11 protein-coding genes are annotated in these 13,537 nt (G+C 43.3%); 1 reads left to right on the forward strand and 10 read right to left on the reverse strand.

The window, feature by feature from the left end; translation table 11 throughout:
- Window positions 1-178 precede the first annotated feature (178 nt).
- On the forward strand, window positions 179-367 hold the full coding sequence (locus AB5217_RS02245) for a hypothetical protein (protein ID WP_004302899.1): 189 nt from the start codon (window positions 179-181) through the stop codon (window positions 365-367).
- On the opposite strand, the gene folK is transcribed toward AB5217_RS02245, so the two are convergent.
- The 10 genes from folK to AB5217_RS02295 form a co-directional block, all read right to left on the reverse strand.
- Window positions 342-827 (reverse strand): 2-amino-4-hydroxy-6-hydroxymethyldihydropteridine diphosphokinase, encoded by a 486-nt coding sequence (folK, locus tag AB5217_RS02250; RefSeq protein ID WP_004298891.1) that lies wholly within the window; start codon window positions 825-827, stop codon window positions 342-344. The two genes, AB5217_RS02245 and folK, sit on opposite strands and share 26 nt — an antisense overlap.
- The gene (queA, locus tag AB5217_RS02255; RefSeq protein ID WP_004298889.1) at window positions 827-1,885 is read right to left on the reverse strand and encodes a tRNA preQ1(34) S-adenosylmethionine ribosyltransferase-isomerase QueA; all 1,059 of its coding nucleotides are present in this window, start codon (window positions 1,883-1,885) and stop codon (window positions 827-829) included. The genes folK and queA overlap by 1 nt, the downstream gene beginning before the upstream one ends.
- Before the next feature lie 17 nt (window positions 1,886-1,902).
- The gene (gene truB / locus AB5217_RS02260) at window positions 1,903-2,625 is read right to left on the reverse strand and encodes a tRNA pseudouridine(55) synthase TruB (protein ID WP_004298886.1); all 723 of its coding nucleotides are present in this window, start codon (window positions 2,623-2,625) and stop codon (window positions 1,903-1,905) included.
- Window positions 2,625-3,479 carry an undecaprenyl-diphosphate phosphatase gene (locus AB5217_RS02265; RefSeq protein ID WP_004298884.1) on the reverse strand — a complete coding sequence of 285 codons (855 nt, stop codon included), beginning with the start codon at window positions 3,477-3,479 and terminating at the stop codon, window positions 2,625-2,627. The genes truB and AB5217_RS02265 overlap by 1 nt, the downstream gene beginning before the upstream one ends.
- A gap of 2 nt (window positions 3,480-3,481) precedes the next feature.
- Complete coding sequence (locus tag AB5217_RS02270; RefSeq protein WP_004298881.1) at window positions 3,482-3,724, reverse strand: DUF3098 domain-containing protein; 243 nt, start codon at window positions 3,722-3,724, stop codon at window positions 3,482-3,484.
- Window positions 3,725-3,837: 113 nt separating this feature from the next.
- Window positions 3,838-4,719, reverse strand: a complete 882-nt coding sequence (locus AB5217_RS02275; RefSeq protein WP_004298879.1) for a cell division protein FtsX — start codon at window positions 4,717-4,719, stop codon at window positions 3,838-3,840.
- A gap of 3 nt (window positions 4,720-4,722) precedes the next feature.
- Window positions 4,723-5,622, reverse strand: a complete 900-nt coding sequence (locus AB5217_RS02280; RefSeq protein ID WP_004324184.1) for a methyltransferase domain-containing protein — start codon at window positions 5,620-5,622, stop codon at window positions 4,723-4,725.
- Window positions 5,623-6,003: 381 nt separating this feature from the next.
- Window positions 6,004-7,161, reverse strand: coding sequence for an Imm65 family immunity protein (locus tag AB5217_RS02285; protein ID WP_004322596.1), 1,158 nt, complete (start codon window positions 7,159-7,161; stop codon window positions 6,004-6,006).
- The gene (locus AB5217_RS02290; protein WP_229115756.1) at window positions 7,161-10,307 is read right to left on the reverse strand and encodes a DUF6443 domain-containing protein; all 3,147 of its coding nucleotides are present in this window, start codon (window positions 10,305-10,307) and stop codon (window positions 7,161-7,163) included. The genes AB5217_RS02285 and AB5217_RS02290 overlap by 1 nt, the downstream gene beginning before the upstream one ends.
- 22 nt (window positions 10,308-10,329) lie before the next feature.
- Window positions 10,330-13,407 (reverse strand): hypothetical protein, encoded by a 3,078-nt coding sequence (locus AB5217_RS02295; protein WP_368112627.1) that lies wholly within the window; start codon window positions 13,405-13,407, stop codon window positions 10,330-10,332.
- Between the last annotated feature and the right edge of the window lie 130 nt (window positions 13,408-13,537).

Consider the following 13,537-nt stretch of genomic DNA (forward strand, 5'->3'; position numbering starts at 1 on the left):
AGAGGCGAGTGCTGCAAAGGATAAACCGAAAGGCGTCAATCAGACGTGTTTTAGCATTTTTTTCCGTGGTTGCAAGCTACTCAAATCTGTCCACACTTTCATTTCGGTTGCAAAGATAAAGAGATTTCGGAGATAATGAGTATCTTTGCCCTGTATTTAACACATAAATAGATTTATAATGATTCTAAATAAGAAATTAAAAACGCTTTTGGTGCTGGCTCTTTATATAGGCTTCACGATTGCTATCTACGCCATTGTTTGCCATTTCATCGACAAGCCGTTTCAGGAGATTCATTTGCTGTATGCAGTATTGATAGGATGCATTGCCTATTTACCGGTCTTTATTGCGGAGAAAAAGAAGAAGTAAGCTCCTTTATCGTTTTTCCAAGTACCGGATGCACTAATCCGGGAGCAATTTCCGCCAGTGGTTTCATGACGAAGTCACGTTCTGCCATCAACGGATGGGGGAGGATCAACTTTGCTCCTGAAGGAGAAGTGGTGGAAAGTATCAAATCATCATAAAGCAACAAGTCAATATCAATCAGGCGGTCGCTATATATGCCGTTAACGGATTTCTTCGTACGTCCCAATTTCTGTTCAATCGCCTGCGTTCTCTGTAAAACGTCTATGGGAGCCAATTCGGTATCTACACAAACCGCTGCATTCAGGAAACTGTTATCGGAAGAAAATCCCCAAGGGGCAGTTATGTAAAAAGCAGACAGGGAAACGATTTTCCCCACCTGCTCTTCTATTTTCTGCACGGCATCCCGAAGATTTTGTTCTTTATCCCCAAGGTTAGTGCCGAGTCCCAGATAAACTTTTGCCATTATTTGTCCAAAATCAGCATTGCATCTCCATACGTGCCGAAACGGTAACCTTCTTTCAATGCTACATGATAAGCATCCATCACCTGGTCATAACCACCAAAAGCAGCTACAATCATCAGTAAGGTAGAAAGCGGCATGTGGAAATTGGAAATCATTGAATTGGCTACGGTAAATTCATACGGAGGGAAGATAAACTTGTTAGTCCATCCTTCAAATTCCTTGAGATGTCCGTCAGTGCTGACTGCGCTTTCAATAGCACGCATCACTGTCGTACCTACCGCACATACATTTCTACCGTTATCTTTGGCACGATTCACGGTTTTCACCGCCATTTCGTTTACAAACATTTGTTCCGAATCCATCTTATGCTTCGTCAAGTCCTCTACGTCGATGTCGCGGAAGTTACCCAGACCAGCGTGCAAAGTGATATATGCAAAGTCCACACCTTTGATTTCCAGACGTTTCATCAACTCACGGCTGAAGTGCAAACTAGCAGTCGGAGCAGTCACCGCACCCTCGTTCTTTGCAAAAATAGACTGGAAGCGTTCAGCATCTTCCGGTTCTACGGGACGGTTGATAATAGAATGGGGGAGTGGAGTTTCACCCAGAGAATACAGTGCCTTTTTGAACTCGTCATGAGGTCCGTCATAAAGAAAACGGAGCGTACGTCCGCGAGAAGTGGTGTTATCAATCACTTCAGCCACCATTGAATCGTCCGGCCCGAAATACAGCTTGTTACCGATACGTATCTTACGTGCCGGATCGACCAATACGTCCCACAAACGAAGCTCTTCATTCAACTCACGCAACAAGAATACTTCGATACGAGCACCTGTCTTTTCCTTGTTACCATACAAGCGGGCAGGGAATACCTTCGTATCGTTGAATATAAACACATCTTTATCATCAAAGTAGTCCAACACATCTTTGAACATCTTGTGCTCAATCTTACCTGTATTACGATGCAATACCATCAAACGAGACTCATCCCTATATTTCATAGGATGTAGAGCGATCTTATCCTCGGGTAACTTAAATTTGAATTGTGATAATTTCATATCTATTCCTTATTACGTTAATTATTTTCTTCCTCATTTTCTATCTCCTGTCCGTCGATCCACTCTTTAAAGTGTTCGGGATTCAGACAGTCTTCCAACCGGACATCACCTACACGGGTACGGATCAATCCTGTCAGGTGAGCTCCGCTATGGAGTGCTTCGCCGATGTCGCGGGCCAAGGCGCGGATATAAGTCCCTTTGCTGCATACGACACGGATTTGAATCATCGGTTCCGGATCATCCAGGCGACATTCCAGCAATTCAATCTCGTCGATAACAAGCTGTTTTGCTTTTAGTTCGACTTCTTCTCCTTTCCGGGCCAGTTCATAAGCACGCTTGCCGTCTACCATACAGGCAGAGAAGGCAGGGGGGACCTGATCGATGGCACCGATAAAGTGCGTCAGCACTTCTTCCACCAGTTCCCTTGTGATATGCTCGGTAGGGTAGGTGGCATCTATTTCATGTTCCAAATCGTATGACGGGGTAGTAGCGCCCAAGCGCAACGTTGCTACGTACTCCTTCGTATGATATTGAAACTCTTCTATTCGTTTGGTTGCCTTGCCTGTACATACAATCATCACCCCTGTTGCAAGAGGGTCCAGTGTTCCGGCATGCCCGACTTTTAGTTTTTTCACTCCGATCCGACGGCAAATATGATAGCGGGCGTGCCCTACTACTTTAAATGAAGTCCATCCGAAAGGTTTATTGAAAAACAGTACTTCTCCTTTTTTAAAATTCATCAGCCAATTTCTAAGTTGTATCCAAGCAGCAGCATTACCAAAATGGTTCCGCCAACAATAATTCTGTACCAGCCAAATGCCTTAAAGCCATATTTCGTAACGAAGCTAATAAAGAATTTGATAGCCAGCAAAGCGACGATAAAAGCTACTACATTACCTATAATAAGTGCCGGCATATTGTTGACAAGAATCTCCGTACCGCCATCCAGAAAGAGTTTCAACACCTTGTAACCGGTTGCCGCAAACATGGTTGGCACGGCAAGGAAGAATGAAAACTCGGCAGCATCCTTGCGAGTCAGCTTCTGGGCCATACCTCCGACAATGGTAGCCATCGAACGGGATACCCCCGGTATCATGGCAATGCACTGAAACAAACCGATATTGAATGCCTTTCTTTCTGTCAGCACCGTATCTTCGCTTCCTTTCGAAAAAATCTTATCGCAGAACAGCATGAATATACCACCAATCACCAACATCACTGCCACTATTGCTACACTCTCCAGCATCTCGTCTATCTTATCGCTGAACAGGAATCCCAAAATGGCGGCAGGAATAAAAGCTACCAGTAATTTCCAGTAGAAATCAAATTTATGCAGAAAACACTTCAATGCGGAAGCACCCGCAGGAGCCGGTGTATGATTCAACCGGAAAAAACGCTTCCAATAAAGACAAACCACTGAAAGAATCGCGCCAAACTGGATAATGACAGTAAACGCTTTTACAAATTCAGTACTTTCTACTCCTAAAATGTTTTGCGTAATAATCATGTGTCCCGTAGAAGAAACCGGAAGAAACTCTGTCAATCCTTCTACAATAGCAATAATAATCGTCTCAAATGTCGTTAAATCCCCCATCTTTATTCTTCTGTTTTTTGTGTTTTAGGTTTGCGTAATACAGCGTAAATCATAGACAAGAAGCCAAACAGGCAAACAACCGGCGCTACCTTGATTCTGCGTACACTGAAAATATCGGGTTCAAAAGAGGTTTCGGACGATGTAGGTCCCGTCATCAATAGAAAGCCGATAATAACAATCGCCATCCCTATCGCGAGCAAGATAAAGTTCACTTTATCAAAGGCAAATTTCTGCTTGTCAGACATAGTTTATTTAATTACAAATTACTAATTACAATCATTCCCTTAATCTATCAGCCGGGCGTTACGGATGCTAACCACACACAAACACAGGTTTGCAATCAGCCGTTCGCCATCCGCTAAATATAGTACAGGCTGTTTGCTTTCATTCTCAAGTATTTATTCATCGAGAAATAGGCGCATAGCCACGTTATTACAATTCCAAATACCAATACGCTTGCACAGACAATCAACATGACTTCAGGCGTGATGACCTGAAGCAATTCCTGCTCGTACGTCACCGCCCAATAGGCGGTTCCCATCAATACGGAATCGGCAACAATGGCTGCCAGTATTCCGCTCCATACATTCTTTCGGAGGAATGGTCCTCGGATGAATCCCCAACTCGCCCCTACCAGTTTCATTGTATGAATGAGGAAGCGTTTCGAGTAGATGGCCAGCCTTATTGTATTGTTTATCAGAGCAAAAGAAATAAAAGTGAGCACCACTGCCAGAGCGAGCAGCACCAGGCTGATATTTCGTATGTTATCATTCACAGCGTCAATCAGTTCCTTTCGATAGAGCACATCTTGAATATTGGTGTTCTTTTTAATCATTTTCTCTATCTTCGCGATGCTGTCGGAATTGGCATAGTCGGAATGAAGCTTGATTTCGATGGAAGCGGTAAAGGGGTTATAGCCCAGGAATTCTTCCGGGTCGGTTCCCATTGCCTCTGTCTGTTCTTTCAGTGCTTGTTTTTTAGAGATATATTCGGATTGTTTCACGAAAGGTTCCTGATTCAGTTTCTTCTGAAGTTTCAGTATATCCGCTTCTTTCATGTCGTCACTGATAAGAACGGAGAAACTGATATTCTCACGGACATATACGGAAAGATTGTGCGCCGTCAATACGAAAAAGACAACCAGTCCTAACAACAGCAACACCAGTGTCGTACTGATACTCGACGTGATGAACTGCATGTCGAAGATTGAACCTGACTTATATTTGTTTTGATTTCCCATGCGTTATCTCTTTTTTCGGAATACATAAATCATGGAACTACTGCGTTCTTTTCGTCCTAAAGCATTAAACCACGCTAACGTTCCAGCAAACATCCCTTTCAGGAAACTGCACGAACTGCCACGATGTTTCTCGCTCAACATGGATACGTAGAACGCATCGAACGGCATCGGATGACGCGCCGCCATAATAAAGCCATGACGGGAAGCCAATTGTTGTATAGTGCCCGGAGTGAAATGCCAGAGATGACGGGGAACGTCGTATGCCGCCCAATACTCGCCGTAGCGTTGAGCATCATAAGAAGAGCAGTTGGGTACGGCTACAATCAATACTCCTTTTTCTGTCAGCAACTCATGAAGTCGCTGCCACACTTCATCAAGGTGTTCCAAATGTTCCATCACATGCCAAAGAGTGATAACATCAAAGCTGCCGGGAGCAAACTCTTTCAAAGCCGATTCGGGCTTTACGTCCAGATCGAAATGCAACTTCGCAAACTCACGTGCCTGCGGACTTTTCTCCACCGCCTCCACTTTCCAGCCCCGGCGAACCATCGTGTCGGAAAAGTAACCGGTTCCTGTACCTATATCAAGCAAACGCCCCGTTTTACGATGCGCTTCCTTGGCTACCAGGCGCGCTTTGCGGCCCAGCATATAGGAACGTACATAATGGTAGATATTATTCATCGCGCCTTTGCGCGTATCAGTGTGAGAGATATAGTCGGGAGTCTCATAATACTTGCCTATCTCTGCTTCCACGGGGACTCCTTGTGTGAATGTAAATCCACAGTCCTCACACGAATACAGTTCAAACTGTTCGCCCGAAGCATAAAAATCCGTACAAGTCATGACGCGTTTCAAGTGCGCACCGCCACACACCGGACAAGCATTTATACTGAGTTTCTCCATTAACTATCTAAGCAAAATTAAGTGCTGCCTCGAATGACAAGACAACACTATACCCGAATTTGGTGCAAAGAAACAAATAAAAAGTGATGGATTGGGGTTTCGTTAAGGACTTTTAATAGATAAACCAATTAAGACATCAGTATCTACAATTAGGCTAGCTGAAATATCAAGTACATATTCTGCATGCGCAGACATGTGGTTAGGCAAATTTAATCTATTATATTGAGAAAGCAACCTTTCATTTCCGCATTTATGTAAAAGCAAATAAAAAGTTACCCTGATATGGAATAATTTCTAATTCCATATCAGGGTAACAAACGTCGTATATATAAAACACCAGTAATACCCCGACACAAGTTGAACATATTTGGTCAATTCGTATCAGGGTAAGAGATTTACCTGATTCACGTTTCTTTGAAATCTCTCATCTGCATCATCTGATAACCTCTGCTTATCAGCATTATTCATAGCACCCCATTTATCAGACCAAAATCTGAATCTCGACATTTCCCCATACTTCTTATCATATATACCATGGTTTAATATCTGAAATTGAATACTAGGAGACGTCATAGAAACATTAAATCCATAATTATCAATATCATGAAACATCACTTTTGTTTGAGATTTTTTTCCATTTACATTTATAAAGCTGTATGTTGATCTGCAAAATAGATTATAGAAATATTCCCAGGGATCTTCTTTCAACGTAAGATTTCTAAAGAACTCATCTTGACGAGGCAGACTTTTATATTCTAAAATTTTTTTTTCATTCGGTCCCAAAATAATGGGCAAAGAATCACTAAGTGACAAATAAAGGCTATCCTGACCATCTACAACAGCATAATGTTTTTTAGTACTTGATGACAGGTAAACAACGGAATCTGTATTGTTTTTCAGATACATTTGTCCATATACGTTCTTTATCATTGTAGTATTCTGGTTCTCATTCCAAAGCAAATTCCGTTTTATACTATCCACATTACAACTTAAATAGGAATCGCTCAACTCAACATCATGAGACATAACCCCCATCTGTACTGGGCATCCTTTCACATATCCCGAAAAATATGGCCACAATTCGGTAATATTAAAATATGTGCCCCATCCCCTAAGCAATGAAGTATCTATTAATATTTTCTTCTCTCCAAGTTTGGAAACAACCAAAAGCCAACTCTTTCCCCCGTCTCCTTCTACCACAAGATTGCCCGAATAACTAGACGCCTCTATCATTTCCTTTGCAGACATCGGTGCCTCATCCAATTCTATAAAACAGAGATACTTATCCTTGTACTTAATGATCTTTGAAGGATATTCAAATTTTAAATCTGCCGGACAATCAGCTGCTTGAATACTGTATATATGGTTGGAATCATTAATAGCCAACTCATATAATACTACATATTCATTAGCAATCAAGCCACTATCCACAAGCAATTTGGCTTGCGCTTCCACCGCTTGCTGAACTTTGTTTATAGTAGGCTGTTTACAGCCTACTATAACAAATAATAATATCAAATTTAGAAACGTAGTTCTCATTACTTCATAAATTTATCATTCAACTTATCTAACAACGTTTTACTCGTATCTATTTTATATTCATTATTCCCAATACGTGAATTTTCACTATTGTAGAAAAATAATACTTTACTATCCCTGTGATAGACAGTACCTGTCTTTATTTTCAAATTTTTCATATCTTGGTCAGAAGCTTGGGCATTATATGGATGTGAATGCATATCTATCACTTTATCTCCTTTTACATTCAATTCACTCTGTTTATCAGCAAACACACTATCTTCTCTACCCGAAGTTCCGATAATAGCCGTTTTATCTCCCTTATCATTATATATATCCAATTTCCATTCAACAGAAGTGTTGTCAGCTCCAAATTTGAAAACTGCGGCTGCATCCTCAAGGCTTGATGTTGAATTATAAGTTTCAAGACCCCCTGATTTACCATCTTGCATATTATACATTCCAGAAAGTATTTTTTTATCATTCACAGTTATCGGCTCAACACCTGATCTAATGCTCATCAATCTATCATTAGTAGAGCCCTCTACAACAGTTTTGAAAAGCCTACCTGCACTGTTTACTGTATAATCATCTTTTCCATCAACATCTACTCTCAACACTGGATTATTCTTACAGTAGCTATATGGGCTCCAATTGTAATGCTTCTCACTTGATGGATCCACCGCATTCCACCTTCCAATCGCTACATCATACTGTCTTGCACCATAATCGTACCAATTCAATCCATTCTTTGTATCCAGCTCCTTACCATTATACTTATAAGGCTGAATACTATTATCTGCTGAAGCAAACATGCCTCCGAACGGATAGTAATGGTTTACCTCTTCCTTTTGCCCCGTCTGATCTACAACTACGCGATTATTCCCCTGATGATCCTGCAAGTAGTAGTGATACTTCTTATCGGACAACGTAACATGTCCGACATCAGTGAGCAACAACTTCTGTGCACCATTTTCATAGATCACATTGCCACAATAATCCGTTGTACTGGTAGTGTTGCCTATCGTGTGCACAGTGCGCAGCTTCGTGCCGTTCACTGCATACGTATAAGTAATGGTATTGCCGTCCTGGAATGTGACTTTACTTGGCGAATTTAAACAATTATATTGAATATCAGTAATATTCTTGTTTAAATCTTTGGTCATGTTGCCATTCTTGTCATAGGTGTATTCATTGTCCTGCTTCACGGCATCCTTGAATTCGAACCCGTTGTTGTAAGCCGACGATGTGGCGGCATCATCCACACGTGTCAGCCAGTTGCCATCAAGGGTGAGCGTCAGGTCGTCAATCAAGCCGTACGATGAAGCGCCTGTGCGTCCGTTACGACGGAGTGAAGTGAGGTTGCTCTGCCTGTTATACGTGTAGGAGGTGTCATAGTTTGCGCTGGGAGATCCGTTCCACAAATACCCCGCAGCGGTCAACCGTGACATTTCGTCGTAGCTGAAGCGGTATCCATGCACTCCTGTGTCGCCTGCGGCTTTCCAACTCATGCCGGATATGTTGCCGTTATAGCAAGCTCTGCTTCCACCGTATGAGTCGTTATAATGCAAGGTCTGGTTGAACAACGTATCGGTAGTCAGTGTCTTCATCCATGAGCGGACATTATAGGTATAGTCCGTTGTAAGAGCAGAGTTGCCATGGCGTTTACTGCTCTTGATTCGTCCCAAGTCATCATAGGTGTTTTCAACGAGAGTCACTTCCTCATTCGTATTCAGCTTATGCTTTGTCGTTAAAAGACGTCCTGCGTGGTCATACTCGTACGTACATACTTCCGTTTGTGTGCTATATCCTGTGGCGGTATGAACATGTTGCCGCTTCAGGGGTTCTCCCGTAAAGCTGTAAGCTACGTATTCTTCCTCTATGCCTCCCATGTGGTTCGTCGCCCGGCTTTGGATGATGCGTCCGCGTTCGTCGTAATAGAAAGCGGCATAATCATATCCGGTCACACCGGTAGCATCCAGACGGGCTGTAACTGTTCCTGTCAACAATCCTTTGCTGCTTTCCGTATAGCAGATACCATAACCCGATGGAGGTGTGACATAGTTCAGAGACGTGGGTACTCCGTGCTTGCCGATGAAAGAGTAGTCATCATAGTAATTCACTGTATACACTTCTGGATTCGTCAGCGGAATATTCTCGGGAATATAGCCATAAAAGGCAGTACCTGTATCATCCCGTCGCGCTTTCACATCAGTCTCACACAACGGGAAGTCTTCGTAATAATAAGAATTGTGGCAAATGCCCGTGAGTACTGGACGATTCAATTCATCGCTAAGGGAGAAAGCCCATTCTCCTCGAGCACGTTGCTCGCCATCCTGCGAAAGTACCTGGTGGTCGCCATGATCGTAAATGTAATAGATGCCGTTACGCTCCGGAAGCTTCTTGTAAACGCAGCGGTGCAGGAAGTCATACCAGTAAGAATAACTACCCTGTGTATCAAAAGGTCCTTCGGGCTCATTCTTTTTGTGGTAAGCTACAAAGGGCGGATGAACATTCACCAAATCATCGTGGTTGTTATATTCATAATAAGCGAAACAAGAATCAGAACCATCCATGTGTCCCTCCAGAATTGTACGTCCGAAACCATCTTTAAATTCATAGGTCTGATTCCCATCTTCATCGGTAGTGCAGACCCCTAGGAAATCACTGTTGGGAAGCATATGATAAGACGAGGGAAAGGATCGGGGATTACGTGTGATATATTGGTAGCTTACAGGGTGCTCTGCCCATGCCTCGCCCGCCCCATGCTGCGCAACCGGCCTGTTCAAGGGAGAGGCTTCATACGTGGTCTGTAGGTACGGACGTGCATCACCGCCTGCTAATGAGCTTGCACCACTTTGTAAGGAAGAGAGGGTCATGTAATTGCCATTTCCCGCCGACTTGGCAGGAAGCCAGGTGCGTAACTTGCGTCCCTGATCATCATACTCTTGTAATGAGACAAGATCTTTCCCGTCGGGCGTAATGCCGCAATCTACCGTTTGTGAGGGACGGCCCAGACCGTCAAAGTATACCACCTGTTCACGGCAACCGCTATGGTCGGGCGAGGTGTAAGTACGTGTGCTGATATAGTTCTGTGAAGTGCTCACCTGCGACATGCATAAAAGAGAGCACAATAAGAGCGAAAGAAGTAAATATATTCGTTTCATAAGTTTGTACATATTTTGTTTATTAGTTACGGTAATGATAATCATATTCCTGCACGACACGTTTCTTGCTTTCCTCCACTACGTTGCCTTCGTAATAGTAATTCGCCTTCAGGCGCCCCAGTCCATCGTAGTCGTAATACGAAGTCTTCCCTGTAGGATCGGAGATCGAGGTAACACCTACCAACGGAAGATGGGTAAAAGTGGTAACATGTGCTTCCGAGAGAGACGTATGGTTGCGCAATGCCTTTAGCTTGGCGACATCAGGAGTAGTGCTCTTTGCCAATGCGGAGGATGTCATGCCAAAGACGGAGGACACAGCGGTTTCCACCTGCTCTAGAGTGGCATTCTTGATTTCGGCAATAAGATAGCGATCACCATATCCCCATAAATAGACCGTGTGTAACTTATCCTTAGAAACTACTTCGCGGGGATTTCCGTTGGAAGAGTAAGCGAGGACTTCGCTGTAGTGTGAACTCGAATCGTAAATTGTCTGATAAAACCGGGCAGGCAATATCAGCGTATCCCCACTTTCTGTAGGAAACTCTCCGAATTCACGTCTATTGCCTTCATAATTATAAGAGTTTTGATTCTGTATCTCTTTCAACACGGGGTTAAGTATGTGCTTTTCCACCATTTTGCGAACAATATCCGGGGTTGTACCAGTTCGCGCGATAGCCGGATATTCCCAATTAGTCTCCCGATGCAGGCCTCCTGCATTCCGTTCTTTCCATTGCATTCGGTTACCGGAGAGGTAGCTGTAGTGCTCTGTATCTGTAACACCTGTTTCCGATTCGTCATAAGTGGTTACTTTACGTTCGTATAGAAGTGAGTGTCCAAGCATCTGACAGGTAGAAGTATAGAAACTGCCAAGAACAGCGTTTATAGGGACAAAATATGGGGTTCCGTATGAATTGGAATATTCCCAGTCTATCACCGGCGAGCCACCGTAACGCCAAATCAGTGACTCGCGTCGCTTCAGTTTATATTCCCGTCCGTCGCTCATGTAGTCAGTCTGTTCTTTCAATAGATTATAACGATATTTCTCTCCTTCATACCAAAGCACATTGCCATAGTACTGCGGTTTCTCGAAAAAGGCCGTGTCATTTAGCATTGCTTCATAGATGTCATATTGATAGACAGTCTTTCCATTGCAGTTTTCAGGACTAAATTGGGTTGCACCATCCTTTAAATAATAGACCGTAACCTCGGGGTAGACCACTGCGGGACGGCCGTTCAGAAGCCGCTGGAAATTGAACGCACTGAACGTACATTCCCACTCCCAGGTGTAAACAGGATATCCTCCTGACGGACTATAACTCATGAAGGGATTGGATTTGAAGGATCGATATTGCCCATCCGGATCAAGCCCCAAAACCATGTTCAGTACCGACATTGGAAGTTCGGTCGATTGGTAGTTCATATAAGTCTGAATGGTAGGATCGAGGGTTGGTTCGCCTGCGCCTGTATGATAGTAGCGTCCGATTTCCCAGCCGTTTTCTTCGTATTCGGTTTTCCCGTAACAGTAGTATTTGGAATCGCTTCGTACACCTTCTGCCGTATAGTTGACGATTTCACGAATCCTGAAACCTGTAGCTTTGGTCTTCACTCGCCTTTTTTTATCGTGAATATAGTCTCCATCATCATCTGTGAATGAGAAGAACTCGTGGTTCTCAAATTCAAACTCTGTGTAGCCTCCTGTCGGATAGGTTAATTTGCGGAGTACACAATGGCTTTCAGAGCCGGCAGGTTTACGTGTGTTGTAGGGCACATTAGAGAGTCTCACTTTATCCAAAGGAGACAAATCATTTTCGTCTTTTGGTACGTCTGTTACAAAAGAGCTACTGGCTCTGGACACATCAAAGCCCACGAACAGATTCATATAGGCCACGTCATAATTGTTGCTGCGAAAATTCAGGTTACCCCAATGGTCTGTTCCACCAAAGTTGGCATACGAAGATGTATATCCACACCGATAGGTCTCGGATGATGCATCATTACCGCCAAGCAGAGTGACGCTGTCAAGCATACTGAAAGGCGACTTTGATAAACTGCTAGATTGCAAAGTGCCCTGATGCTGTTCCAGGTTGATGGTCCGCACAAGTCTGTCTCCGTCTTTTATACTGATACTTTGGGCATAATTATAATATTCACTGTTTGTACCGTCCTTATAATTGATGCGGATGGTGGTGGTACCATAAGTGACGGAAGTCAGAAGCTTCATCTGATATGCATGCTGCCGTGTATAAGTATGTACAGTGACGTCAAATACATCCGGACTACACCCTAACTCGTAAAAATGATGGAAACGTACTGCCGGTTCTGCCTGCTGATACCCAAAGTTAGAATGAATACTCTTGCCATAATCAAAAGTAATAAGTTCCGAAGAATGGGGCAGACGGATAGAGGTTAGTTGCCAGGACACATAAGTGGTGTTGTAGGGAGTAATCGTACACCCCGTTCCTCTAAAGGTGGTATCGGCACCGGTGAAAGCATACTCAACACCCTGTTCGTCCACCACTTTAAAAGATATAATCTTTCTATCCCTAGTAGCATGGGTTATCTTCACATCACGTCCACCTGAAACTACATATTCGATTTTGCCGTCATAGGTTTTTCTGATAACGAATTCGAAGGAACTACCATCAGGAAGGATAGCGGTAAATAGGTCGGACTTTAGTTCCAACGTGTTCAGGTATTCTTCCGATAAGTTCCGATATGACTCTCCAAACTTGTCGGTATCCAGTTTAAAGTCATTAAGTTCATCGGGCATGCATTCTATGCTTCGCGATATGCAACTGCTGATAGATAATGCCCAGCCACGGCCGAACACGTCATAGTTGTAGCCGGGATGGAACGGAGCCGGATTGTATTTCAAGCTCAAAGGCAACCGATAGCCGTGATGATCGATGTCGAACAAGGGAATAGATATGTCGGGCACCCCCATGGCAGGATTCACGGCCACATCTCCATACATTTTGAAGGCTGCCGCCTGCGGAGAAGTGGGGACAGAAAGGGGAACGTATGGAGCTGTAGAAGCTGCATGTGCCGTAAAAGGAAAGAGTGCAGCGAAAAATGATAGTATAAAAATTAATCGTTTCATATTTTGTTTTTGTTATATAAATGGTTAAAAAACGGAGGAAATAGCATTTAGTTTGAGTCTTAATCTGTGTTGAAATATTGGTTTGAAATTCTGCAGATTCCAGACTCCGGAATCTGCAGAATTATAAAAT

The organism is Bacteroides sp. MSSM.1001136sp1_RTP21357st2_D2_RTP21359_211015 (genome assembly GCF_040913205.1).
Classification (GTDB): domain Bacteria; phylum Bacteroidota; class Bacteroidia; order Bacteroidales; family Bacteroidaceae; genus Bacteroides; species Bacteroides ovatus.